A 25,427-nucleotide genomic window follows, 5' to 3' on the forward strand; every position below is an offset into this window, starting at 1 on the left:
TGAGGCCCGATCATGTTACTAACCTGCCGCGAAGGGTGTCTGTGCAGGTCAGGGAGTTGGTGGTGGTTGGTCTCGGGTGGTGTGGTGGGGGTTCTGGGAGAAGATCTTCTCCCGGATTTCTCCCAAAGACGTGGTGTGGCAACACGCTTGCCGTGTCTGCATGACGCGTTGCGTCGGCGAATTTGCGCTTCGGCAGTTGGGCAGTGCCGCCGCTGCCTTGGTGGTGTTCCGCCCGCGAGCCCCATCACGGACACAGGTCGCCCCCGCCCATGAAGGGAGGCAAGGGGTGAGGGTGTTGTGTGAGAGCTGGGCGATCTCCTGGCAGCAGCAGACCGTACTGCCGCTCAACGGGCCGTACCGACGTGATCGCGGCGTCCCAGCACTATGTTGCGCCATCGTTCCTGGGTTTGTCGTTCCCCGTCGATCCACCGTGCTCGTTCGGTGTTCGGGGGGAGTGGGAGGTCGCCCATGAAGTGGGCGATTTCGACGTAGTAGGCGTAGTAGCCGTTTTGTGTGAGTTCACGCAAGCCGGCGATGCCGGCCGCGAGGTTGTCCGGGTCGTCGAGGACCGCGTGGTGGAAGCACAGGGCCAGCTGCAGTTTGGCCGCGGCGTAGGAGATGCCGGAGACGCCGATTTCTGCGAGCTGGACGGCCGCCCGGTCAGGCAGGTCTTCGGCGAATCCTGCGTGGCGTACGAGTGTGGCGATGTGAGCGGTCATCTCGTTGGAGCGCAGGCTCAGGGGCGATAGCAGTCGGTCCGCGAGGTCGAGTTCGTCATCGGCACGAAGCGGGTCGACGAAGGATACGGCGAAGGCGAGATGTGCCTGGACCACGGCGGTCTCGCCGACCACACCGTGGTCTTCGGCCTCGCTCCGGGCCGCCAGATACGCGGCTGCCGCCCGCTCCATGTCTCCCTGCACCCACCACACATCCCCCAGCACCCGGTGGTGCCGCCCAGCCCAGCCAAGTCTCCCGGCGGCCTCCACCGCCGCAGGGAAATCTCCGGACACTCGGCTCAGGTGCGCCAGCCCCCGTCGAGCGGCGGAAGCGAGCCGACCCTCGGTGGACGCGACACGCTGCATGCCGCGGCGGGAATCGTCGGTCAACCCGAGGTCCCGCTGGGCCTTCGCCCGGTAATACGCGGCCAGTTCGATCAGGCCATCGGGGAGCAACCCCGATGCAAGGACGGCGGAGAGCCGTCTGACTGTGCGTTCACGGTGTTCGTGCTGGCGCCGGGCGATGGCACTGAGCGTTTCCACCAGGGCATCCGCAGCGGTCCGCACGCCCCCCGACGGCGCGGCGTCGGCAGCGGGGAGCACCAGCGGTTCCCAGATCGAGTCCCCTACGTACTGGAATGCCGCATCGCCGAGCCAGCCGAGATCGAGATGGAAGTTCCGTGCGAGGAGCAGCCCTTGTTGGAGGCATCCGACCAGGATGGCGCGATCGCGTCGCAGGTCCTGGCGCCACTGCGATTCCAGAGCGTGGAAGGCGCGTTGGGCCGCGCGCCGCCAGTCCTGCTCCGACCAGCGGTCGTCACCGGTGTCGTCTGCACTGCGAATGGCGGCGCGGATCAGGTCGTGGACGTGGAACGGCCACACACCGGAGGGGGACTCCCGGATGAAGGGGCGCTCGGTCAACCGCAGGGCAGGAGCGTCGTGCTGCATGCCGGCGGCCTGGGTGGCCAGGGGCACCGAGAACGCGCTGAGCAGGCTGACCGAGCGGAGTACGTGGCGTTCCTCGGCGGTCAGGTCCCTGAGAGTACGGGCGATCAGGGCGGGGAAGTCGTGGTCGAAATCCGTGACCTGTGGCTGTCTGCCGCTGCGTCGCAGTTCCAGGTAGCGCATGACCGACAGGTCCAGGTACAGAGGCAGCCCGTGGGAGCGCTCGGCGATGATCCGGCGGACCGGTTCGTCGATCAGTGGCTGCCCGTTGCGGCTGAGCCTGCGGGACAGGTAGTCCTCGCAGTCTTCCGGGGAGAAGTCGCCGATCAGGATCTGGCGGCCGGATACGCCTGACCCGGTATGGGCCGTGTCGGAGACGAGGCCGGGCCACGCGTTTGGACCGATCCAGTCGAGTTGCCCTTCCAGGCTGCTCTCTGCCCACTGGAGGCGGTTGCGTCCGGTGACGACGAAGAACGCGTTGGGCATCAGCCATACGATGCGCTGGAGCAGGCGCTCGAAGTCACGGTGGGTGCGGTCGCCGGTGTCCTCGAAGGTGTCCAGCAGGATCACGGGCAGTGCGCTCTTGTGGGCTGGGAGTTGGGCCAGGTCCCAGGCGAGGAGGTGTGGGTAGAAGCTGAGGGCTTCCAGGTCGGGCTCGGCTTCCAGGAGGTCGGCCAGGCGGGAGCAGCCGGCGAGGGCGCGTACGGACTGGCGGCGCTCGCGTAACGCCTTGATCAGTGCTCCGGTTCCGTGACCGAGTGCGCTGCCGACGGTGCCGGGCAGGAGCAGGGCCTGGGCGACATCGCTGAGGGCGGACTGCATCTGCTGCGGCAGTGCCGCAGCGGCGCTGAAGCGGCTCAGCAGCCCACCTCTGCGCAGGAAGTCCTCGATCGGTTCGCCCGGGTGGTTGTGCTCCCAGTAGCGGCGCAGGGCGAGGTCGAAGGCCGGCATCGGACGTCCGAGCGTGGCGATGGCAAGTCGGATCGTGAGGACGACACGCTCGAAGTCCATGCCCGCGGCGTGCGCGAGGTCGATGCGGACCGGCAGGATCCGTTCCTCGTGGGATGACGCTTCCCACTGCACTGGGCGGTGCTCGCTGTGGGCGAGTGATGCCTCGATCTTGCGGGAGAGCGTTGACTTACCGATCCCGCCCACACCGTGGAACACGAGGATGTTACGGCGGGGACTTTCCAAGTCCTCCACGTCGAAGTCAGAACGGGTCACGTGCCGTATGTGCTCTGCGAGGCCGCTCGTCACCGCCTGCCACTGTGCCTGCCGGTTCGTGAACGCCTCACTGGCGGAGAGGCTCCGGTCGTTCGAGCTGAACAGCGTTCGAAGATCCCGTCCTGCCACGGTTCCCCCTGACGATCAACTGGAGCCAATCTACGTCCCTTTGGGGGCAGCCTGACAAGCGTGCATTCGGGCAGGGTCCGCAGGCCGCATACAGCAGGCGGCGTCAGGGTCCGATTGTGGCACCGGCTGTCACGCAATGCATGCGCCGAATCCCACCGGACGAACACCAGTCCAAGTCGCGGCGGAACTCTGCGCGAGGAGCCTGATTCGGTCAATCCTCGCTCTTGCAGGTGTTTTGAGTGCATTGCCGCGTTTGTGGTCTGGTGGTTTTCGAAGTTCACCGTGAAGATGCCCGCCGGATCGACGAACGGGGGCGCATGGCTTTGGGGTGGGGGCTTCGGGCTCAGGAGCGGGTGGGTGGAGGTGAGGCCGAGGGGCCGGAGGTGCCGATTCAGATCGACCCCGAGACCTCCGGTGGGGCCCGCGACGGCGAGGTGGATCCAACCTCTTCGGAGGTGACCAGGCTGCTGTGTCAGGCCGTTTACGTGCGTCCTGACCGAGTGGGAGCGGTCAAGGCGTGGTGGCGCAAGTTCAGGGGCAAAGGCAAGAAGCCAAACAAGCCCAGACGCAGCACCCGTAGACGCATCTACCTGGAGGGCAGCGACGACTCCCCGCCGCTGGGCGAGCCTGTGGCGCAGTGGGTGGTGGACCACGTGCTGCATGGGCCGCCGCTGCCTGTTCCGTCGTACGGATTCGACCTCGTCCCCGTGATGGCGCACAGCCTGCGTGCACGGCGCCGTCGGTGGGCTCGACGCTTGACGGTGCTGTTCCTGGCTGCCCTCGCGATGTTCGTGGCACCACGAGCGTCCGTCGTGTGGGCAGTGGCCGTCCTGGTGGCTCTCTTGATGCGTTGGGCCGCGTACCGGGCGTTGCGCGAGGGCAGGAAGTCTCGACTGGCCAGATCGCCCCGGGTGGCGTATCTCGTGCTGGGCATCCCATGGGTGCTCGCGGTCGTTCCGTACAAGCCGGTCGCTGACGAGGTCGTCACCCTCCGGGTCGGGCTTGTCCTCTTGCCGTTCGTGCTGCTGGTTGGAGCCGCGCTGGTGTGCGTCGGCGACCGGCTCGCGGCGCGGGCGGCGCTGGCCCGGCTCGTCCGGGAGGGTGTGTCGCCCGATCGGCTGCCGTGGGTTGCCGTGAAGGGCGGGCACCGGATAACGCGCATAGGCGACGAGCAGGGAAGGCAGGAGCTGCCGTATGACGAGCCCGAGTACTTCGTGGGAGCCGGGCGTGACGTGTGGGGATCCGCCGACATCGCTATCCCGTTGAAGCCGAAGGATCCGGAGGAGTCGGTCAAGTCGTTCGGAGAGGAGGAACTGTTACGGCGGATGGGCGGGGCGCTGCAGGAGCTGGGGCGCGGAGCCCGGGAGATTACTGATCCACTGCCCGGCTTCTCCGTCACGAAGGTTAAGGGGCTGCCGTCGGCTCTGTGGCTCCAGCGCACCCGGGCAGCGAAGCTGGAGCTGCCGGACCTGCGCGGCCGGGGGCGCCGATCGCCGTCCAGTGTGCCGGACCGATTGTATCTGCGGGCGCAGTGTGTCAGCTGGGGCGGCCAGGTCGTGGTCACCGTATTCGTGCACGCCGCGCTGGAGGCGGGCGAACTACGGCTGACCGTGCGTCCGCACGTGATGACGCCCCTGTACAACGAACTGCGGGTGACCGACGCGCCGGTTGCCAAGCGCGGGACACGGTTGCTCGGCTGGGTCGTGACGCAGTCGCTCTTGGACGCCGCTGCGGGTCCCCTCGCGTTGTGGCGCTTGGTGGCGCGACTTGGGCTCGGTGAACAGGCCGAGGACGGCCGCGCCGAAGAGAAGGATCCGGTCAGCCTGCGCGATCGATACTCCACCGAAGAAGTCATGGACATGCATCAGAGCGATGACGCCAAGAGGCACGTTGTGTTGATGCAGACCTGCATCTTTCGGACCGTCGCCGAGTACCTCGACGAACTGGGCGTGGACACCGCCCCGTACGAGCGTCAGGTGGCCGCGGTCATCACCAACATCCAGGTGTACGGCGACAACAACGCGCCTATCCAGAACGTCGCGGGCAGCGGCATCAGCAATGTCGGACAGGACAACAAGGCTCAAGGAGGAGGAAGTTGATGGCTTTAGGACGTCGCCGCCCTGACTCGGAACAGGGGCACGGCTCGGGTATCAGTATCGGCGGCAACAACATCGCCCCGCTCCAGAACGTGGTCGGGCAGAACATCTCGAACGTTCACCAGTCCGCGTCTGTCGAGAGTCCCACCGCGAGCGTAGAAACCGTGCGCGAGTTCCTTGCTGCATTCCGCACCGAGGTAGATCGGAACGGAGCGGTCCTGCCGAACGCGCAGGTGCTCCGGGCTATGGCGGACTCTATCGATACCTCGTTGACAGCCTCGGATACGCCGGCGGTTGGGGCGCTGCGCGGGGCCATGCAAGCGTTGCCGGCCTTGGTGGCGGGGACCGTAGTGCAGCAGGGGGGTGATGCACTGGCTCATGCCATTGCCGGATGGCTTGGCTGAGGTGGGGGTTGCGCCAGTTCCGGCCTGGTTCCCGGGCTGCCAGGGCGTAGAGACGGATTCGGATGCTCTCCGTGTACCTGCATCGCCGCGTGGTGATGAGCCCCGGCCTGGGACTGGGACATGCAGGTGGGCCGTCACCCTCCAAGGACGACGGCCCTCGCGCTGCATGTCGGTTACTCCGCGAAGAGTAGCGTTGGCTCGGCGAGGATGTCCCGGTCCAGTTCGCTCTTGTAGATGAGGTCGATGCTGCCGTAGCGGGCCTGCTCGTAGTCGAAGCCGAGTGCGGCCACGGCCTTGCGGACTGCCTCTTCTGAGGGGCCTTCGATCTCGATGAAGGTGGGGAGGTCGGGCCAGGTGTCGAGATCGTAGGTGATGTCGCCGAGCTGCCATTCCTCGCGGTAGTTCTGCTGGTATCGGACCTGGCGCAGCCCGAGGGCGGCGAGGAGCTCGGCTGTCTTGTCGAGGTCGTTGACTTCGATTTCGATCTCGGTGGTGCCGTTGATGGTGGTGGCGTCGCTGACCTGCTTCAGGGTGAGGGTCTTCTTGCCGCCCTCGTCCCTCAGACGCAGCCACTGTTCGCCTTGGACCGTGTCGTTCTCGAAGATGAGGCGGGTGAACATGGTCTTGTCGAAGGCTAGTTGTGCACCGGCGGCGTGGAGTTGGTCGCGTACCCCGTCGACGTCGATGCTGAGGAATTTCGCCTCGTACTCGTGCTGGGCCATTGCTGTCTGTGCTCCTGGTGATCGGTTTCTATGCGGTCATGTCTCGGAGGTCGCTCTCCCGTAATCTGACGACCTCGTCGCAGGCGTCGCCGACTACGAACTCTTCCACGGGCTGGCAGAGGTCCATGCGTTGAATGCAGACCCCGACATGGAATCGGCTTTGGGTGTCCCGGTACAGGCGCACGCCGTAGTAGCCCTCCTCGCAGTCGGTGCTGATGTTGAACCGGCAGTCGGCGCAGGTTGTCAGCAGCCTCACGGCCCGTATGTGCTTGACCACGAGTGGACGGCCGTCGGGCAGCCGGTAGGACATGCGGAAGCCCGAGGTGCCCGCGAAGAGGCGAACCTCTTGTCGGGTCGAAGTGGATCGCGGCACGAGAGCCCGCGGCGCGCAGGGCGCGTCCCACGCTGGGAATAGGGCGGGTCCTGTGGGAGGAGATTCACGGTCGGAGGGTGCGGAGTGGGCGGGTGGCCCTCCGTCGGCTGCCGAGCTCGCTCATAGGCAGCCGACGGAGGGGGAGGGTCCGCCCCAGGTGGGCCCGGGGGAAGCCGACCCGCGGTGCGGGTACTCGTCTGGGGCGGACCGGTCTCTGGAGTCCGTGCTGTTGCGAGTGTCAGCCCGACGGCGAGGCCGCATGATGCGCTGATGCCGATGATGAAGCGGACTCCGGCGTAGCGGTGCCGACGACGCGCATCACGGCTGTCGCCTCCCGCCGCCGGCGGGTCGCGGTGGCTCGGCCCCCACCCAGAGTGACGGCGTCGGTGTGGGAGAAGATCAGGTCGCTCATTTCCGTGACGGGCCTGGGCCATGGCGCCGACGCCCTGGCCGTGGCGATGCGCAGGGCGGCGGTGTAGCCCGGTTGTGGCGTAGTCGTTGGGTAGTTGGTAGACGAGGAAAGTCGTGCTCGCGCAGCAGGCCGCGGGTGACCTCGATAACCAGCTCGGCGTCGTCCCGGAGCCGGCGCAGGACCCTGGCGAGCCCGCGCATGGCGGTGGTGCCGCACAGCATGGCGATCACTCATGTGGCGTCAAGGGCACGAAGTTGACGCGGCGGATTGCCGGAAGCAGGGGTGCAGCCGCGTCACGGGACATCAGCGGCGGCATCCGTCACTTCGAGGGGGCTGGGCTGGTCGTTTTAATGGACGTTCGGGCATCTTGCCATTACGGGCATGGAGGCGTACTGTCCAGTGCTGTGACGGACATCATGGGGTCGGTTGCCGCCAATATTCGCCGAATCCGTGCCGTGCGCGGGCTGTCGTTGAACGAGTTGTCACGTCAGTCTTCGGTGGCCAAGGCCACTCTCGCGCAGCTGGAACTGGGGCGGGGCAATCCCACGCTTGAGACGCTCATGGCCTTGGCGACGCATCTGGGAGTGCCCCTTACGGATCTCATCGCCTCGGAGAGTGTCCCGCTGATGCACGTCACGCGGGCGAACGAGGGCACGATAGTACGCGGCGACGGCCTTGACCTGCGGCTGATCCACCGCATGACCAACGAGAGGACCATGTACGAGGTATACGACATGCGCATGCCGCAGGGTGCGTACGAGTCACCTCCGCACAGCATGGGAGTGCTTGAGCACCTGATTGTTCATCAAGGGAGTCTGCTCGTCGGGCCCAAGAGCGAGCCCAGCAAGCTCGATGTCGGCGATTTCATCGCTTTTTCAGCCGATCGCCCCCACCTGTATGAATGCCTGACGCCGACTGCGGAAGCAACTTTGATCGTGCTTTACCCGATGGGCGCGGCTGATCGATAGCGGACGTGCCGGATGAGACCGGCGATCCTGCCCCTGGCACGTACCGGCGACAGGGGCAGGGTGACACATGACGCAACGGGGAGAACTCTTGCACACGTCAGTACAACGGGTCCGTGATTTCCTGACCCAGCACGGCTCTACGGCGGAGATCGTGGAACTGCCTGCCCCGGCCCCCACCGCCGCGGCTACGGCAGAACAACTGGGCTGCGATGTGGGTGCCATCGCCAACAGCCTCATTTTCTCCATCGACAGCACTCCCTTGCTGATTCTGACCAGTGGCGCCCACCGTGTGGACACCCGCCGCGTTGCCCAGTTCTTGGGCGTAGGACGCGGCAAGATCCGGCGCGCTGATCCGGACTTTGTCCTACGGGTCACCGGACAGGAAGTCGGCGGTGTCGCTCCCATCGGCCATCCGTCCCTCGTACGCACCCTGGTCGACACGCACCTGGACGACTATCCGTACGTCTGGGCCGGTGCCGGGCTGCCGCACACGGTGTTCCGTACGACGTTCACGGAACTGGTGAAGCTGACGGCCGGCGAGGCCGCCGCGGTCGGCTCCAGCTGACTCTCCGCTCCCTTCGCATTCACGTTGCCCTGCACCATCTCGCCCGAGGTGGTGCTGTTCGACACGCTCGATGACACGTATTACGGCACATCCAGAGCCTGCCCATTCCCCTGCCTGCACGAGAGTGGTGGTTACTCATGGCCGAAGACGTCCGGTACATCCTGTTCATCAACGCGAACGACACCTCGCGCCACACATCGAGCGCGAACACATCGATCTATCCGAATCTGGGCCTGCTGACGCTGATGAGCTCCTTACGGCCCCGATTGGAAGGAACGGGCCTGCACGCCGGGTACCTGGACGGCACGGTCCACGGCAACCCCGCGCTGGAAGAGTTCATCGATGCTCACGCCGACCGAATACAGGCGCTCTGTTTCAGCGTCCTGACCGCGAACTACGGCGCCTCGGTGGCGATGGCCCAGCGCGCCAAGCGGATCAATCCACAGGCTCTCGTCGTCTTCGGCAACGACCACTTCTCCGCTCTCTACGACAGGGTGATGGCCAACCAGCCGGTGGTGGACGTCGGCTTCTACGGCAACGACGTCGTCGAGGGCTTCACCGGCTTCATGGCCGACCGGTTCACCGGAGCCCTGCGGCCAGCGATGGACTATGCGGGCCTCGTCTACCGCGACGCGAGCGGGACGGTGCACCGCAACCCGGAGAACCCTGCGGAGTACGGGCGTCTACCGCTCGTCGACTACTCCCTGGCCGACAGCCTGATGCCGCACGAGAAGCACTACCTCGACGGACAGCAGCAGGTCTACTTCTTCATGCGAGACCGTGAGCTGCGCAGTCAGGTCGTCGACATCGGCCGCGGCTGCGTGAAATTCGCTGGCGAGCGCCTGGAAGGTGTCCCCCTCAACGCCTGCGACTTCTGCGGCATCGTCCCTGGTGTCCGCGAGATCATCGCGCCGGAGGCCGAGCGGGCCTGGGCGATTCTTGAGAACGCCTACCGCCAAGGGTTCAACTACTTCTACATCACCGCGGACGAACTGCCGCTGACCCTATGGCGAATGCTGCGCTCCATGGCCGCCCAGCCACCCGACTGGTTCCTCGCGCTGCCCGAGCCGGACCGCCCGAAGATGTTCGGCTACGCCCGCGCCGAGGCGTTCGCCACCGGCGCCGACCGGATCGACACCCTGGTCAACGGGCTCGGGCTGGACCACTTCTTCATCGGCTTCGACGGCCTGTCGGATGTGTCGCTGCGCGTGATGAACAAACAGCCAATCGGTGGCCGAGGTCGGAACCATGCCCCGATGGACCACAATCTGCGTGCGCTGGAAGGGGTCATCCACCGAGGCGGCATGATCACCGCAGGGCTCGTGGTCACCCATCTCGGCATCACCCCCGAGATCATGGCGGCGAATCACGCGGCCCTCACCCGCATCGTTGAGAACCACCCCAAGACGTTCGCGGCGCTCGATTTCGGCCCGCTGTGCCCGATCCCAGGCTCTCAGTCCTACCGCTACCTCACGCACCCCGAGTACGCGCAGGCCCGCGCCGGGGAATTCGGACTGCGCGTGGACCGTGACTATCTCGAATCCCGCAAGAACTTCTACCGCACTGCGGATGAGCTCGACATGGACGAGATGATCCGTGACTTCGTCGCCGGCTGCTGCCCCGACATCACGATGGACCTCGTGGACGAGTACATCGACAAGATGGGCGCGCTCGCCACCACACACGACATCGTGATCGGCGGCGGAGTCTGAGCGTTCTTCCGCGCTGACTCTCCCGGCGGCTGCCCCCGCATCCACCTCCCGCTGCCTCCGGGCACCTCGCTGCGCCTTCACCAACCTCCGCATGCCCATTTCGCTGCCCGTGGCCAGATCCGGCCGCGGAGAACGGGGAGAACTACATTGAGGACACAGACCGCTTCCAGCAACCAGCTTCTCGTACATGAGATGGTCGCTGCCCAAGCCCAGAAGCACCCCGATGCCGTCGCGCTGCGCTGGCCTGACGGTGAGCTCAGCTACCGCGACCTCCAGACGGCCATCCAGAGGCTGGCTGGCCACCTTGCCGGAACCACCCGGGCCGCGCTGTTCAACGACCGCTCTCCGGAACTGGCCATTGCGGTCCTCGCGGTCCTGTCCGGCGGTGGCTCGTACGTCCCGCTCGACAACACCTACCCGCGGGGCCGACTCGATTACATGCTCGCCGACAGCGGTGCCGACCGCCTGCTGTGCCGCGCCCACCTCGCCAACCTGATCACCATCCCCGACGGCTGCGAACTGGAGATCCTCGACCCTGTCCTGGACGACCTGCACGCCAGCGATCTGCCGGAGTGGGGCGCCAAGTCCGCCCCCGAGGACCTCGCCTACATCAGCTACACATCCGGGTCCACCGGCCGTCCCAAGGGAGTGGCGATGCCCCACGGGGCCCTGGCCAACCTGAACTCCTGGCAGGTGGCCAACTCCGGCTCTACCGTGGGCTGGAACACCCTGCAGCTGTGGCCGCTGAGCGTGGACGTCTCCTTCCAGGAAATCTTCGGAACCTGGTCCAGCGGCGGCACCCTCGTCCTGATCGAGGAGGACGTCCGCCAGGACCCGCGCAAGCTGCTCGCCTACATCGACGAACAGCAGATCCACCGCGCCTTCCTGCCGTTCGTCTCCCTGCACCAGGTCATCGAGGCCGCCGTCCAACAGGACCGCTATCCCGCATCGCTGCGAGAGATCATCACCGCAGGAGAACAGCTGCAGATCGGGGACTCGGTACGGAAGTTCTTCACTTGCACCGGAGCAACTCTGGAGAACCAGTACGGCACCACCGAGACGCACGTGGTCACCGCGGAGAAGCTGGTCGGCGATCCCGCCGCGTGGCCGGTCCTGCCCTCCATCGGCACAGCCATCACCAACACCGTCGTCAAGATCGTCGACGGCGATATGCAACCGGTCTCCGCAGGCGAGGTTGGCGAGATCTGCATCGGTGGCATCGCCGTCGCCGACGGCTACCTCAACCGCCCCGAGCTGACCGCCGAACGCTTCCGTGTCTGGCCCGGCCCCAACATCCCCGCCTATCTGACCGGCGACTTCGGGCGTCTCCTGCCTGACGGGAAAATCGAATTCCTCGGCCGCCGCGACACCCAGGTCAAGATCAACGGGTCACGTGTCGAGCTGGGCGAGGTCGAGAGTCAGCTGAGGGAATTGCCCGGCGTCAGTGACGCGTTGGTCACCGTCCATCCGACCGCATCAGGCCAGAACGTCCTCGCCGCCCACTGCGTCCGCATCCCCGGCACCGAGATCGAGGAATCGGTTCTTCGCGACGGGCTCAGCCAGGTTCTGCCCCGGCACATGGTCCCGGCCCACTACGTCGTACTGGACGCCTTCCCCTTCACCCCCACGGGCAAGGTCGACCGGGCGGCCCTGGCACAGGCCCTGCCCACGGTCTGACCGCAGCAGGTTCTTCCCTCCCCCTCCATCCGTCCGCCTCGGGGCCAGGAGACCCGCTTCTGGTCCCGAGGCGGCGACCGAGCATGCCTAAGCCCCGAGCCAGCCAGCGAAAGGCAGCCTGATGGACCTTCTGAAACGACCACCCGACACTTCTCGCCGCATGCGCAGAGAAGTCACGCTCCCACAATTGATCTTCCTCAGCATCGGCGGGCAGATTGGCTCTGCCTGGCTGTTCGCCGTCCTGTCAGCCGCCGGAATCGCTGGTCCCGCCGCGATCCTCTCCTGGGTGATTGCTGGCGCCGTCTTCATGGTCATCGCCCTCACCTGGATAGAACTGGGCGCCATGCTTCCCATGACAGGCACCGTGGTCCGCTACCCCTATCTCACCCACGGCGCCTTCACCGGATGGATTACCGGCTGGGCCGCCTGGCTCTTCGCCGTCTCCATCCCGGCCGTCGAAGCCGTCGCCGTGATGACCTATCTCGGCAGCCGTTTCCCCAACCTTCACGTCGTCGAGCAGCGCAGCGGCACCACCATGCTGACCTGGCCCAACGGGATCCTCTGCGCCATCGCTCTGATGGTGATCTTCTTCCTGATCAACATTGCGGGGATCCGCAAGTTCAGCGAAGCCACCAACTGGGTCACCATCTGGAAGATCGCCGTTCCCGTCATGACCTTCCTGCTGCTCTTCTTCATCCTGCGCAGCGACAACTTCTCCCTCGGCGGAGGATTCCTGCCCACAGGCGGCGCCAGCACCGTACACGCCGTCTCCTCCACCGGCATCGCCTTCGCCTTCGTCGGCTTCCGCCAAGCCCTCGACTTCGGCGGCGAAATGAAGAACCCGCAACGGGATGCCAAGATCGCCATCATCGTGGCCATCGTCGTCCCGACCATCCTGTACACCCTGCTGCAGATCGCCTTCATCGGCGCCGTCGACTGGCAGGACGCCGGTGTGCGGCCCGGAGACTGGGCCGCCCTCAACAACAGCTCGTGGGCATCCGGCCCCTTCTTCCACGCTCTGGACGCCGCAGGCACCGCTGCCTTCGCGGCCTTCGGGAACCTCCTTCTGGTCGACGCTGTACTCTCCCCGGCCGGTGCGGGCTGGATCTACCTGGGCAACAGCGCCCGCGTCAGCCAGGCCCTCGCCCTGCATGGCGCCGCCCCCGACGTCTTCCGACGCCTGTCCCCGCGTGGCATTCCGGCCACGACCACCTTCGTCTGCTTCGCCGTCGGCTGCCTCTTCTTCATCCCTGCCCCCAGTTGGTACCAGCTCGTCTCCTTCATCTCCGCCGCTGGCGTCCTCACCTTTCTGATGGGCAGCGCCAGCCTCTCCTCGCTCCGCAGAACCGCCCCCGACCTCCCGCGCCCCTTCCGGCTGCGCTGGGCCACCCTGTGGTCACCGGCCAGCTTCACCTGCAGCGTGCTGGTGATCTACTGGTCCGGTTTCAGCACCCTGGTCACCCTGCTGGTGACCGTTTTCGCCGGACTGCCACTCTTCGCCGTCTACACCGCGGCGCGCCGAGGATGGGTCACATCCGCACTTGCCATGCCGCTCAGTGTCGTCTTCCTCGCCGTCTGGATCTACGTCAACGCCGCCGGAGGATGGTTCCTCGCAACGCCGGCCCAGCAGCACAGCGGATGGGGCTTCGGTTGGTACATGGCCGCGTTCAGCGGCAGTCTCCTCGCCTTCATCCTCACGCTGTGGGTTGTCAGCAATCCCACAGGACGCCGTCACATCGAACGAGGCATGTGGCTGGTCATCCTCCTATTGGCGCTCCTGCCCACGTCGTACTACGGCGAGTACGGCCCTCACACCGCCATCGCCTTTCCCGCAGACATCGCCGTTGTCGCCGCGATCTCCCTCCTGGCATACCGCTGGGCGGTCTCCAGCGGCTATCACACGGAAGACCTGGAACAAATCCTCCACTCGGAGAACAATCCCCGAGATGCCGACGAGCGCGACCAGCAAGCCCACAGCCGCACCGGAAACGAGCCAGCCGCTACCCAGCAGGACGGGGCATAGATCACACCCACGTGGTCGCATCCACCGGACGCGGTGGGGTCGCCTACCATCCGGCGCGAAAGCAACGGATATCGCTGGCCGGGACGATGCTGCTCGGGAGCGCGGTGTTATCGGGGAGCAAGTTGTGAGTGCTCCGGTTCAGCCCCGTCGGCTGGCGGCCGGATCGGATGCGGTGACGTGGGCTGCAACCGCGTCGCCGCTGGGGGCGTACCTCTCCAGGGAGCGGACGGAGGCACGGCGGGAGCGGGCCAGCAGCATCGGGGTGGAGGTGCCCCGCTCGGCATCGTGCGTCAGCGCGGAGTGCCGTAGCCGGTGCAGCGTGAAGCCCTCCAACTCGGCGATGCCCTCCGCGCGGGCCAGCGGGTTGGCCAACAACCGGGTGGACTCCTCGAAGATTTCCTCGGCCCGGTGGTAGGACAGCCTCGCTCGGCCGGTCTCCGGGCACACATCCAGCGCCACGGAGAACGGCGTCCTCGCCTTCCATCGTGTTTACCTCGGGCTGTGGAACAGCTTTGTCTCGTTACCGCTCGGCGCGGTGAACGGTTTGGGATGAGAGGTCCTCGGTATCGGGAATGGTGGAAGGCGACGCGCAAGTAGAAGCTGAGGACGGCCGAAAAGCATCGGTGCAGGGGAGGCCGAGTGGTCCGGGGCGGAGGCCCTGCGTCGGTACCCTGGAGCGCATGTCTACTGCCCCGGTTCGCGTTCGTTTCGCCCCGTCTCCGACCGGCATGTTTCATGTCGGTGGTGCGCGGTCCGCTCTCTACAACTGGGCGGTGGCACGACAGTCCGGCGGCATGTTCGTTCTGCGGATCGAGGACACCGATGCGGCCCGGAACAAGCCGGAGTGGATCGACGGCATCATCAACGCACTCGCAGCGATCGGCATCCACGGCGAGGACCCGGCCTTCGAAGGACCGTACTTCCAGTCGCACAACGCCGACCGGCATCGGGAGGCGGCCCAGCAGCTCTTCGAGGCCGGCCGGGCTTATTACTGCGACTGCACACGGGAGCAGCTGAAGGAGCGGACGGGGTCGGAGCACCTCGGGTATGACGGGTTCTGCCGGGACCGGGGGCTGGCCTTCGAGGAGGGGCGGGCGTTGCGGTTCCGGACGCCGGACGATGGTGAGACCGTCGTGGTCGACCTCGTCCGCGGGGAGCCGGCGTTCCCGAACAACGCGATCGAGGACTTCGTGATCGCCCGTGGCGACGGGTCCCCGGTCTTTCTGCTGGCCAACGTCGTGGATGACCTGGATGAGGGAATCACGCAGGTCATCCGGGGTGAGGAGCACCTGTCGAACACGCCGAAGCAGCAGCTGCTGTGGGAGGCGCTGGGTGCCGAGCCGCCGGTGTGGGCGCATCTGCCGGTGATCGTGAACGAGAAGCGGCAGAAGCTGTCGAAGCGGCGTGACAAGGTGGCGCTGGAGGACTACCTCGCCGAGGGTTTCCTGCCCGAGGCGATGGTGAACTACCTCATGCTGCTTGGCTGGGGTCCGGGTGATGACCGGGAGATCATGCCGTACGAGGAGTTGGAGCAGCTCTTTCGGATCGAGGACGTCAACACCGCCCCGGCCTTCTTCGATGTGAAGAAGCTGACGGCGTTCAACGGCGACTACATCCGCGCCTTGTCAGCGGAGCAGTTCGCTGCCGCCTGCGCGCCGTGGCTTGTCGCCCCGTACGCGCCGTGGCGCCCGGAGGCGTTCGACAAGGACGTCTTCGAGGTAGCGGCGCCGCTGGCCCAGACCCGGTTGCCGCTTCTCTCTGAGATCACCGGCTATGTGGACTTCCTGTTCCTCGACGAGCCTGTAGAGGACGAGGCGTCGTGGAACAAGGCGATGAAGGCGGGAGTCGACGGCATCCTGTCGGACGCTCGCTCCGAGCTGGCCGTTGTCGAGGAGTGGAGGGCGGACGATCTGAAGGCCGTCGTCCTCGCCGTCGGGGTGAAGCACGGGCTGAAGCTGGGCAAGGCCCAGGCGCCCATCCGGGTCGCGGTCACCGGCCGGACAATCGGACTCCCGCTGTTCGAATCCATGGAGCTGCTCGGCCGGGACCGCGTGCTGGCCCGTCTGGACGCGGCGGCCGGGAAACTGGCCGCACAGGCGTAGCCGCTGGTCAGGCGACCTGTGCGAGGAGGTCGCCCCAGGCGTTGCCGAAGTAGTTCAGGTCGAACCGGGCCAGGGCCTCGTACGCGGTCTTGGCTTCGGTCTGGCGGGCCGCCGCGCGTTCCCGGACCTGCGCTGGCAGGCGGCCGAGGTCCGGGGTCGGCTGGCCGGTCAGCGCGGCGAGGTCGCCCAGGCCGGCCACCGGGCGGATGAGACAGGGCAGGCCGAGCAGCAGGGCCTCGGCCGCGCAGCGGCTCCAGCCCTCCCGCATCCGGGGGAGGAAGATGCCGACGTCGCACGCGCGCAGCAGGCGTAGGTACCGCTCGCGTTCCACGTCGTAGTGGGCGCCGTTGGAGCCGATGGTGTTGCTGCCACTGGTGATCACCCGCATCCCCGGAACGTCGGCCAGGGCCGCCGAGACCTCCTCGGTGCCTTTCCAATGCACGGCCTTGCCCGTGTACACGCCGATCACGTCCGGGGACAGGCCGAACTCGGCGCGGCATTCGGTTCGGTCGAAGCCGCGGGCCCGCTCGACCTCGGTCATGTCGAAGGCGTTGTAGATCACCCGTACGTTGTGGACGCCTCGGGCCTGGAGGAAGTCCGCCCAGTACGGGGCGACGCACACCACGGCGGCGCATTGCGGCAGCACCCGGAACAGCCGTTCCCAGAGCATGGCCTCGACGGGGGCGGAATCGTGCTGCAAGGGCTCGTAGTGGTGCAGGAGGAACACCGTGCGGGCGCGCATCTCGGGTGTGAAGAGCAGCAGGCTGAGGTCATCCCAGACGAACGTGCCGGTGGCGTCGTTCAGCGCCCGGACGGTTGGGGCCACGCGGGCGAGGTGGCGGAGCTTGCGCCAGCGGCGGATGCGGTAGGTGCGCTTGTGGTCGGAGATCGTGCGCCACTCCACGTCGTCGGCCATCACCTCGTGGAGCATCCGCAGGTAGACCCGGCCGCCGGTCCGACCGACCGGCTCCATCGAGTGGACGACCCGTTTCACGGACGTATCTCCTGTCGGTGTCGGACGTACTCGGTGTGGAGTAGCGCGTGCATGGCCTCCAGGTGGGGGCTGAGGTCACGGGCGGCGTCGGCGAGCGGGAGCTGGAAGTCGGCCAGGCTCTGGAGGAACCGCCGGCTCCGGTCGGAGTTCGGTGAGGCGGCGAGATCGCGCAGGTTGTGGAGGCGGTCGGCGAGCCGCACGAGGAGGTCCTCGGACGGGAGCGCGGCTTGCTTTGCGCGCCAGCGGGTCTCGTCGCCGACAGCCTTTGGGCGCTGTTCGAGGCGGTGGTCCGCCGTCATTGCACGCAGGCGGGCGGTGAACGGGCCGCCGAGGTGTTGGACGAGCAGTGCCTCCGATCCGGGGGCCACCTCCAGGGCGTCGTGGAGGAGGGCGAGGAGGAGGGTTTCGGGGTGGCTGATGCCGATCTCTGTCCTCAGGAGCGTGATGACGGCCAGTGGGTGCTCCAGGTACGGCGTGCCCTGGTCGCGGGTGTGGCCGTCGTAGACGGTGAGGGCGAGGCCGCCGGCCACGCGGGCACGGGACCGCTCGTCCGCGTCCCATGCGGCGGCGCCGAGCACGGCCAGGATGTGGTCCAGGTTGATGGGGTTCATCCGCTTCACCTCGTACGGAGGGTTGTGGCGCAGGGGTCGGGCACGTGGTCGGCGAGCAGCAGGGTGTCGCCGACGGCGAGGGCGTCGAGGCCGAGGTCTGCCGCCGCTGGCACGGCCTGTTCGGCGGTCCGCAGGATCGGGGTGCCCTTGCGGTTGAAGGAGGTGTTGAGCAGCAGTGGTAGTCCGGTGCGGTTGTGGAAGTGCTGAAGGAGATCGCGTAGGCCCTGGTGGTCGGCGGCGACGGACTGGACGCGGGCGGTGCCGTCGTGGTGGGTGACCGCGGCGATGCGGTCGGCTCGGCACCGGCGGACGGTGGCGACTCGGTTCATGAAGGGGTCGCCCGCCGACATGAACCACTCCGTGGCGTGCTCGGCGAGGACGGCCGGCGCGAAGGGGCGGTACGTGGCTCGCTTCTTGATGGCATTGAGTCGGTCACGCGTGGTGGCATGGCCGGGGTGGGCGAGGATCGAGCGATGGCCGAGGGCGCGCGGCCCGAATTCGAGCTGTCCCTGCATCCAGCCGACGATGTGGTGGTCCGCAAGCAATGCGGCCACCGTGGGCGCCAGTTCCGGCCCGAGGCCGGTCAACGCGCGGTATCCGGGCGGCACCGCCGTCGTCGGCAGGGCACCCGGGTATGGGCCCCAGGCCGCGTCGGTCGGTACGGGGAGGCGCTCCTGCCCGAGCTGGTAGATCCAGGCGTACAGCGCGGCGCCCACGGCTGTGCCCGCGTCGTGCGGGGCCGGCGCCACGAAGAGGGTGTCGAATCCGCTGTCGGCGGCCAGTTGGCCGTTGAGGTGGGAGTTCAGGGCGCATCCGCCCGAGAACACCAACGTCGAGGCTCCGGTGAGTCGTTGCAGGTGGCGGGCGATGTGTACGACGGATTCGGCGAAGACTTCCTGGACGGCGGCGGCCAGGTCAACTCGCTCGTGTTCCGGCTGCTCCGCGGCGTTGTCGGCGGTCCAGGCACGGCCACCGAGCAGGAGCGGTGTGCTGCTGTCCGCGGAACCCCAGGGGTGATTGATGCGGATCTCGCCGTCGTCGCCGAGCTGTACGAGGTCCCGAACCTGGGCTCCGTAGTGCTGGGGGTCGCCGAAGGCCGCGAGCGCCATCATGCTGCCCTCTGGTTCGTCGCCGGGTGGGATCACCCGGCGGGCGAGGTTCCGGTAGAAGTGCCCGAGGGAGGAGTGGACGCGCCGGGGCCCGGCCGGGCTGGGGACGATGGTCGGCATGCCCTGGTGGAGGCGGTCGATGCGATCGGGCAGCAGGTCGTACCCGGTGATGCGCTCCCGGCCTGGGCCGAAGTCGGTGCCGAGGGAGGAGCCGCCGGCGTCGATGACGAGGCCCGCCGCGTGCTCATGGCCGGAGAGCAGGTAGCCGGAGAGCACGTGGGCCGTGTGGTGGGAGAGGAGGCGGAGGTGTTCGCCGAGCGGGGTGGGCAGGAGGGCGGCGAGTTCGTCCCGCTCTTCGGCCAGCCACCAGCCGGCGGCGGGGTTGGGGCGCATGGAGGCGGCCCAGACGGCGTCGATGTCCTGCGGTTCGAGGCCGGCGGCCTCCAGGCACCACTGGAGCGCGCGGGTCGGGGAGGCGAGCGTGCCCTTGCGAGTGGGGTGGTTGTGCTTGACGCCGCTCCAGCGTTCCTCTTCGGCTGCGTAGAGACGGCCGTCGACGACCAGGGCGGCGCTGGTGTCGTGGTGGAAGTTCAGTCCGAGGACTGCGGGCATGATGGTGTACCTCCGGTCTGGGGTCAGACGGTGAGGGCGGGGGCGGGAACGCGGGTGGCGCCGGAGTCGGTGTACTCGTGGCAGCGCAGGCAGAACCGGAAGTGGTGGCCTCGGGGCGCGAACACCTTGGCCGCGAAGTCCTCGTCCCAGATGCCGAATTCGCTGTCGACCTTCGCCATGGCGTTGAAGCAGCGGTAGCAGGACCCGTCCATCTCGATCATCAGGTGCTGGTCGAGGTAGCGGTCGCAGATGCCGCGCAGCTCGTTGGTCGGCTGGCCGATGTCGACGTGGTGCACGTGGTTGGTGACGTGGACGGCCCCGTACGTGTCGCACAGCCTCGCGAGCTGCGCGAGGCGGGAAGAACTGATGCCTTCCAGGACGCTGTTGATGACCACGGTCTTGCCGGCCTCGCGGAGGCGGGGGACGACGGCGTGCACCTCGTCGTAGTTCTCGTGCTCGTCGTCGCAGCCGATGAGGACCTGGTCGTACGAACGGAGGGTTGCCTCCATGATCCGCTTGTTGCGGGCCAGGGTGATGGCGTTCGTGCCCAGGACCATGACCTTGCCCGGCAGGCGGGTGCGGGCCGCGTCGCTGAGGGCGGGGAAGTCCCGGTGCACGGTGGGCTCGCCGCCGTTGATGTGCAGCTGCTGGAAGGGGATGGTCTCCAACCGGGCCAGGACGGTGGAGAACAATTCCAGGGACATGTTCTCGCCCTGGGCGCCGTCGGCGAAGATGCAGAAGTCGCAGGACCGGTTGCACTTCGTCGTGATCTTGATCTTCGCCGTCTTCAGGGTACGGGGCAGGGGCGCACGCGCGGGCATGGCGGGACTCCTTGGGCAGGCGGTGTCAGGGGTGGATGTCACTGGTGGTGAGGCTGAGGAAGTCCTCCACGGTGGACTTCTGCCGGTGCCAGAGCGCGAGGCTCGTGCGCAGGGTGTCCGCGGTGGTCGGTCCGGTGGGGATCAGCGTCGCCATCCGGGCGGCCAGCCGTTGGGCGGAAGTAACCTCGTTCGCCGCGAGCGCGGTCAGCGTCCGCGCGGCGGAACGGAGTTCCTTCTCCTCCCGGCGGATCAGGTAGTCGGTCGCCACGCCGGGCGGCGGATCGAGGTAGTAGAGCCAGCGGGCGACGCGTACGCGGAGCATCCCGGCGGTCATCACCCAGTCGGGACAGTCAGGATGGGCGTGTTCGTCGGCCTGGTCGGCGGTGCGGTCGGTGTCGGGGATGCGGCGCATGGCCGCTTCAAGGGCGACGTGGGCCGTGCGGAGCAGGTGACGTGGACTGAGCGGACGGGCATCGGGTTGGTCTTCGGCGTGCCGGAGGAACAGCTCGGCGTACCCGTCAAGCCCGTCCGGGCGCCACTGGGTGAGGGCGGCGGTCTTGCCGGGGCAGCGGGTCCGTGTGGCGAGCGCGGCTGCGGCGAACCAGCATGGGGCAAGGTAGTGCCAGGCCACGCAGTGGCGCCGGTACGCGGTGATGTCCTCGACCACGTTGTCGGTGCTGTCCGCCGCCAGCTGGTACCGGCCGCCCAGCCTGGCCTTGAGGATCCCCTGGTAGAACCGCTCGTCGACCTCGCACCACGGCGCCATCTGCGCCCGGGACTTCCAGCGCTGGAAGTCCCGGGCACTGCCGCTGATCAGTGACCAGGTCGCAAGCTCGGGCGCGGAGACGAGCCGGCCGTCCGCCTCGGCAACGGTGAACGCGAAGCCCGGCGGGTGCTCCAGGAGACGCCGATGGGAAATCTCCCGACCGACCGAGGCGGTATGCGCGGCGGCCAGGCGGTGGTTCCACTCCTCCCAGTCCGCAGGGGGCCGGGGGAGGAGGACCCGGACGTCGATGTCGGAGTGGGGAGCCAGCAGGTCGGCCGGCTGCCATTTGTGGGTGAGCATCACCGCCCCGACGTCGTGCGCGTCCAGCTCGCGTTCGTACAGCGCTCCGAGCCCCGTGTACAGGTGCGGCGCCTCGGCCACGACCATCACCGCTCCCCGGTGGAGGCACGGGCACAGGCGGGCTGTGCCGCGTCCGTGGAGAGGAGGGGGAGCAGGGGCAGGACCGGGGTGCCTTCGGGGCGCTCCATCCGGTCCCAGCGCAGGTCGTAGTCGACGTAGTGGAAGCCCTGCCAAGCGTCGTTGGTGTTGCGGTCGAGCATGGCCTGGAAGAGGTGGGCGAATGCGTCGCCGAGGGTGCCGTCGGCGAGGTGGGGCTTCAGGGGGATGTCGCGGTTGTGGAGGATGCAGGGGCGGGCCACGCCGGTAGGGGTGATCTTGATGCGGTTGGCGTCGGAGCAGGTGGCGCAGCTGGAGTTGGAGATGAAGCCGATCGAGCCCGCCCAGCCGTCGGGGCGGAGGTACTGCCCGGGGCTGCGGACCCCGAGTTCGTCCCTGCGGACCTCGCCGGCGTTCGTGAACCACTCGTGGAGGCGGTCGCGTACCTCCGCCTCGCTGATGAATTCGGTGTCGAACAGCGCCTGGGCGGGGCCGATGTTCTGGAGTTCGATCAGGCGGACGGCGATGGGCAGGTCGCGGGCGAGTTCGGCCACTGCGAAGGCGTCGTCCAGGTAGGAGCGTTGGAGAACGCAGTTGATCTTTACGCGTAGGCCGAGGGAGAGGGCGGTGTCGAGGGTGCGCCGGGTGGTGCGCGGGTCGCCGCCGCCCATGATCTCGGCGGACCGGTCGGGGTCGAGGCTGTGGAGGCTGAGGTTGAGGTATGTCAGGCCCGCGCTGTGGAGCTTCTCGACGCTCAGGCCGCGGCGCAGGTTGCCGTGGCTGGTCATGCCGATCGCGGCGTCGGACCCGAGGCCGTCGGCGAGGCCCGCGATCACGTCGAGGATGTCCGCCCGGAGGGTCGGTTCGCCGCCGGAGCAGTGTGCTTTCCTGATCTTCCAGGCGCCGGCCTCGGAGGCGATGGCCGCGTAGTCGGAGGCGGTCAGGGGACGGTCCTTGTGCCCGTAGTCCGGCATGCAGCGGGGCTTGCAGAACACGCAGTCCAGGTTGCAGAGCGAGTTCAGGGTGAAGGCCAGGTAGGGGTGGTTGCGGCCGGTTGCGGCGAAGGCGGCGGCCAGGTCGTGGTGGTGTGCGGTGGGCATCGGTCAGCCTCCTACGAGGGGTGAGCGGGCATCGGGCACCTCGGCCAAGCCGTTGAGCGGCTGGCCGGCTAGATAGCGGCGCAAGTTGTCGGCGAAGAACGCGACCGCGTCGTCCATGTACGTGCGGCTGAGCGTCGAGCTCTTCGGCGTGAGCAGGACCCGGGGGTGGAGCCGCAGCGGATGGCGGGCGGGCAGCGGCCTCGGGTCGGAGACGTCCAGAGCGGCGCCCCGAAGGTGGCCGGTGTTGAGGGCCGCCAGGAGCGCCCTCTGGTCGACGGTTGCCGCGCGGCCGAGGTTGAGGAAGAGCGACCTGGACTTGAACGCCGTGAACAGGTCACGGTCGAAGAAGCGGTCCGTGCCCCGGGTGGCGGGCAGCAGATCGACCACCACGTCGGCGACGGCGACCGCCTGGTGCACCGCCGACGTGTGCATCCATGTGATCCCACCCTCGGCAGCGACCGGCGGCGTCCGCCGTACGCCGATCACGTACATGCCGAAGGCGCGGGCCACGCGGGCGACGTGTTCTCCGATGCTGCCGCAGCCGACGATGGTCATCGTTGCCCCCGCCAGATCGAAGAACTCGTCGGCCAGGTCGTCCTTCCACCAGGTCCGGTTCCGCTGGGCGAGTCGGCTCATGAAAAGCCCGCGGGAGAAACCCAGGACCATCCCCATGGCGTGCTCGGCCATCGGCCGGCCGTGGAACCCGAACGAGCGGGTCAGGGCCACCCCGACGGAGCGGGCCTCGGCGACGGGCAGATGGTCGGTACCGGCGGCCGGGGAGGCGATCCACCTCAGACGAGGTGCGCCGGACAACCACGACGGCTCGAACCTCCAGCCGAAATAGATGTGAGCCTCGGCCAGCTGGCGCGGTACGGCCTCCTCGGTCGCCGTACGGAACTCCACGTCGGGGAAGGCGGCGGACAGCGCACGCTCGTGTGCGGCGGACAACTGCCAGAAGGAGTGCGGGGACTCCAGACTGATCAACACCACCGGTCGGTTCATCGTCCTCGGCCCTCCGCGGTGGGCGACGGCGCCAGTGCCCAAGGGGCGATGCGTTTGATGACGGAGCCGATGCTGGCCGCGTAGTTGTGGCGCGAGCGCACCAGGGCTGCCCCGGCGCTTCGGAGCCGGTCGCGTTCTCGGGGCAGGACGGTCAGTGCGCGATGGAGCGCGGACGCCAGGGATTCGGGATCCCGTGGCATGGCGGTGAACCCGGTCTCGCCGTCGACGACGGTTTGGGCCAGTCCGCCGGCGGTGGTTGCCACCACCGGGCCGGCGCCCGCCGCGAACGCTTCCAGAGGGATGCGCCCGAACGGCTCCTCCCGCGATGGCACGATGATCGCGCGCAGTGCCGGGTTGTGCAGCCAGGCGCGGATCGCGGGGGTGAAGTGCGTGATCAAGGTCGCGTCCAGGTTGCACCTGCGGATGTATGCCGCCAGGTCCTCCTGGTACGAGGTCGGGCGCTCGTGCTCGTCCGCGGTCACGGCAGCCAGGAGCAGGTGCGGGGTGCGGACCTTGCGCTCCTTGAGAATGCGCAGCGCCTCCAGGAGGTCGTCGAAGCCCTTCGTCGGCACGGCGCGGCCCATGGCGAGCAGGAATCCGGCGCGGGCGTTGAAGGGCAGGGGCGGTGCGCCGACCGGCTTGGCCATCTCCTCCCGGATCAGTCCGTTCGGGACGCTCACGATGCTCTTTCGCGGGACGTCGTAGCTGACGATGAGATGGCCCTGCATATGGGAGGAGATGGCACCGATCCGCCCTCCTCGGGTGGTCGCCGCGCGCAGGGCGTCGCGCTCCCATCGGACTCGGGACATGTCCTTGGGCCGCGTCAGCGCGGTCGTGGAGCGAGGTATGAGCAGCAGGTCCATGGCAGGCGACGTGTAGGGAGCCAGCCCGAGGAACGGGATGTCCAGGCCGATGAGCAGGGACCGGCTCGCTCGATCTGCGATACGCAGGGCTGCCTCGCCCGCCAGGTCGCACAGTTGCACGGAGCCGTGGATCGAGTCCGGCGGCGCCTGCACCTCAGGAATCGTGATGACCTCGGCGCCGACCTGTCGCAGCATCTGCTGGACCTCGCTGGTCCACCGCCGGTCGTGCGCTCCTGCTGTCTGCGGAACGTGCGGGGTGATCACGGAGAGGCGGCCCGGCGGCAGCAGACGGGTGAGGGCTGTGAGGAAGGCGCGGTTACTGAAACCGGTGCCCGACTCCGCGCCGAAGAAGCCCTCGTGGAGGGCAACGACGACACGGGGCTGCCGGGCCGCGTCCGGTACGTCCGTGGGCGAGGGTGGTGGAGTCGCGTGGTCGATGCGCACCGTCTGGTGCCTCCTTCGAAGACGGGGTTTCGCGGGCGTGGGCATCAGGTCTCGGCGGTCGAAGGGTGGGCCTCGCGGGTGAGTCGGCACCAGGCGCGGGTGCCGTGGGTGCCGGTCGTCAGCGACCAGGCGTCGGCAAGGGCCTCGACGATGACCAGTCCGCGTCCCGATTCGGCCTCCTCCCCAGCGACCGGAGGAGGTGCGGGTGTGGGACGAGAACAGCCGCCATCGGTAACGGTGATCTCGACTTCCAGGCCGCCGACGGTCGGACTTTTGCGGTCGACACACAGGACCAGGGGCGGGCTGCCCGAGACGAACGCGTTCGTCGCGAGCTCCGACGTGATCAGGCGGGCGTCATCGAGCAGGTCCGTCGCGGTGCCGTGGAGCGCAACCGCCACAGCCTCACGAGCGACCTCGGCTGCCTTCGGTCCATACGGCAGATCTGTGATCAGCGTGGTTGCGTGGTCGCCGTCCGTGTGGCCGTGGTTGGGGGCGGAGGCCGGCTGCGCACTTATCGGCCAGCCTCGGGAGGTACTCGTGCGGTGTGTCAAGGCCCCACCCCTTCTCCGTCGGCATCGAGGGCGGCGCCTTCCGCCCGGCTCCAAGAACACCGGAGGAGGGCGGTCACGCAGGACCCGATC

Annotated in this window: 21 protein-coding genes; 8 read left to right on the forward strand and 13 right to left on the reverse strand. The window is 67.8% G+C overall.

The genetic code is table 11. The features are described 5' to 3' along the window. Positions 1 to 344: 344 nt before the first annotated feature. On the reverse strand, positions 345 to 3,014 hold the full coding sequence (locus VXC91_RS17925; RefSeq protein ID WP_408057405.1) for an ATP/GTP-binding protein: 2,670 nt from the start codon (positions 3,012 to 3,014) through the stop codon (positions 345 to 347). A 383-nt stretch (positions 3,015 to 3,397) separates the two neighbouring features. Between VXC91_RS17925 and VXC91_RS17930 the strand changes: the two genes are divergently transcribed. Further along, positions 3,398 to 5,113, forward strand: a complete 1,716-nt coding sequence (locus VXC91_RS17930; protein WP_329508267.1) for a hypothetical protein — start codon at positions 3,398 to 3,400, stop codon at positions 5,111 to 5,113. Then, positions 5,113 to 5,514 (forward strand): hypothetical protein, encoded by a 402-nt coding sequence (locus tag VXC91_RS17935; protein WP_329508300.1) that lies wholly within the window; start codon positions 5,113 to 5,115, stop codon positions 5,512 to 5,514. Before VXC91_RS17930 ends, VXC91_RS17935 begins: the two co-directional genes overlap by 1 nt. A 173-nt stretch (positions 5,515 to 5,687) precedes the next feature. Here the strand turns inward: VXC91_RS17935 and VXC91_RS17940 are convergent, their stop codons facing one another. Both VXC91_RS17940 and VXC91_RS17945 read right to left on the reverse strand, forming a co-directional pair. Continuing rightward, positions 5,688 to 6,236, reverse strand: coding sequence for a class IV adenylate cyclase (locus VXC91_RS17940; protein ID WP_329508268.1), 549 nt, complete (start codon positions 6,234 to 6,236; stop codon positions 5,688 to 5,690). A 28-nt stretch (positions 6,237 to 6,264) separates the two neighbouring features. Continuing rightward, positions 6,265 to 6,546, reverse strand: a complete 282-nt coding sequence (locus VXC91_RS17945; RefSeq protein WP_329508269.1) for a hypothetical protein — start codon at positions 6,544 to 6,546, stop codon at positions 6,265 to 6,267. Between the two features lie 588 nt (positions 6,547 to 7,134). Here VXC91_RS17945 and VXC91_RS17950 point away from each other — a divergent pair. The 5 genes from VXC91_RS17950 (at position 7,135) to VXC91_RS17970 (ending at position 13,966) form a co-directional block, all read left to right on the forward strand. Continuing rightward, positions 7,135 to 7,989, forward strand: coding sequence for a helix-turn-helix domain-containing protein (locus VXC91_RS17950; protein ID WP_329508270.1), 855 nt, complete (start codon positions 7,135 to 7,137; stop codon positions 7,987 to 7,989). An 88-nt stretch (positions 7,990 to 8,077) separates the two neighbouring features. After that, positions 8,078 to 8,554, forward strand: coding sequence for a YbaK/EbsC family protein (locus VXC91_RS17955; protein ID WP_329508271.1), 477 nt, complete (start codon positions 8,078 to 8,080; stop codon positions 8,552 to 8,554). 137 nt (positions 8,555 to 8,691) lie between these two features. Beyond that, positions 8,692 to 10,266, forward strand: coding sequence for a cobalamin-dependent protein (locus VXC91_RS17960; RefSeq protein WP_329508272.1), 1,575 nt, complete (start codon positions 8,692 to 8,694; stop codon positions 10,264 to 10,266). 192 nt (positions 10,267 to 10,458) lie between these two features. Further along, positions 10,459 to 11,943 (forward strand): amino acid adenylation domain-containing protein, encoded by a 1,485-nt coding sequence (locus VXC91_RS17965; RefSeq protein ID WP_329508273.1) that lies wholly within the window; start codon positions 10,459 to 10,461, stop codon positions 11,941 to 11,943. 187 nt (positions 11,944 to 12,130) lie between these two features. Continuing rightward, complete coding sequence (locus VXC91_RS17970) at positions 12,131 to 13,966, forward strand: APC family permease (protein WP_329508274.1); 1,836 nt, start codon at positions 12,131 to 12,133, stop codon at positions 13,964 to 13,966. A gap of 138 nt (positions 13,967 to 14,104) precedes the next feature. Here VXC91_RS17970 and VXC91_RS17975 read toward each other — a convergent pair whose 3' ends face one another. Next, positions 14,105 to 14,425, reverse strand: coding sequence for a site-specific integrase (locus VXC91_RS17975; protein ID WP_329508275.1), 321 nt, complete (start codon positions 14,423 to 14,425; stop codon positions 14,105 to 14,107). A gap of 269 nt (positions 14,426 to 14,694) precedes the next feature. On the opposite strand from VXC91_RS17975, the gene gltX reads away from it, so the two are divergent. Further along, positions 14,695 to 16,068 (forward strand): glutamate--tRNA ligase, encoded by a 1,374-nt coding sequence (gltX, locus tag VXC91_RS17980; RefSeq protein ID WP_329508301.1) that lies wholly within the window; start codon positions 14,695 to 14,697, stop codon positions 16,066 to 16,068. A gap of 7 nt (positions 16,069 to 16,075) precedes the next feature. Here gltX and VXC91_RS17985 read toward each other — a convergent pair whose 3' ends face one another. Genes VXC91_RS17985 through VXC91_RS18025 form a run of 9 tightly spaced genes read right to left on the reverse strand, consistent with a single transcriptional unit; the run spans position 16,076 to position 25,184 of the window. Continuing rightward, positions 16,076 to 17,062, reverse strand: coding sequence for a glycosyltransferase (locus VXC91_RS17985; RefSeq protein ID WP_329508276.1), 987 nt, complete (start codon positions 17,060 to 17,062; stop codon positions 16,076 to 16,078). Next, positions 17,059 to 17,673 carry an HD domain-containing protein gene (locus VXC91_RS17990; RefSeq protein ID WP_329508277.1) on the reverse strand — a complete coding sequence of 205 codons (615 nt, stop codon included), beginning with the start codon at positions 17,671 to 17,673 and terminating at the stop codon, positions 17,059 to 17,061. The genes VXC91_RS17985 and VXC91_RS17990 overlap by 4 nt, the downstream gene beginning before the upstream one ends. A 5-nt stretch (positions 17,674 to 17,678) precedes the next feature. Next, on the reverse strand, positions 17,679 to 19,394 hold the full coding sequence (locus VXC91_RS17995; protein ID WP_329508278.1) for a carbamoyltransferase family protein: 1,716 nt from the start codon (positions 19,392 to 19,394) through the stop codon (positions 17,679 to 17,681). Between the two features lie 23 nt (positions 19,395 to 19,417). Next, the gene (locus tag VXC91_RS18000; protein WP_329508279.1) at positions 19,418 to 20,215 is read right to left on the reverse strand and encodes a radical SAM protein; all 798 of its coding nucleotides are present in this window, start codon (positions 20,213 to 20,215) and stop codon (positions 19,418 to 19,420) included. Between the two features lie 25 nt (positions 20,216 to 20,240). Beyond that, the gene (locus VXC91_RS18005; RefSeq protein ID WP_329508280.1) at positions 20,241 to 21,368 is read right to left on the reverse strand and encodes a hypothetical protein; all 1,128 of its coding nucleotides are present in this window, start codon (positions 21,366 to 21,368) and stop codon (positions 20,241 to 20,243) included. Next, positions 21,368 to 22,477 carry a GTP 3',8-cyclase MoaA gene (locus VXC91_RS18010; protein WP_329508281.1) on the reverse strand — a complete coding sequence of 370 codons (1,110 nt, stop codon included), beginning with the start codon at positions 22,475 to 22,477 and terminating at the stop codon, positions 21,368 to 21,370. The genes VXC91_RS18005 and VXC91_RS18010 overlap by 1 nt, the downstream gene beginning before the upstream one ends. 3 nt (positions 22,478 to 22,480) lie before the next feature. Beyond that, positions 22,481 to 23,479, reverse strand: a complete 999-nt coding sequence (locus tag VXC91_RS18015; protein WP_329508282.1) for a D-2-hydroxyacid dehydrogenase — start codon at positions 23,477 to 23,479, stop codon at positions 22,481 to 22,483. Continuing rightward, entirely contained in the window at positions 23,476 to 24,786 is a 1,311-nt protein-coding gene (locus VXC91_RS18020) for a glycosyltransferase family 4 protein (protein ID WP_329508283.1), read from the reverse strand. The genes VXC91_RS18015 and VXC91_RS18020 overlap by 4 nt, the downstream gene beginning before the upstream one ends. 44 nt (positions 24,787 to 24,830) lie before the next feature. Next, the gene (locus VXC91_RS18025) at positions 24,831 to 25,184 is read right to left on the reverse strand and encodes an ATP-binding protein (protein WP_329508284.1); all 354 of its coding nucleotides are present in this window, start codon (positions 25,182 to 25,184) and stop codon (positions 24,831 to 24,833) included. Positions 25,185 to 25,427 lie beyond the last annotated feature (243 nt).

The sequence above is a fragment of the Streptomyces chiangmaiensis genome (assembly GCF_036281785.1).
GTDB lineage: Bacteria > Actinomycetota > Actinomycetes > Streptomycetales > Streptomycetaceae > Streptomyces > Streptomyces chiangmaiensis.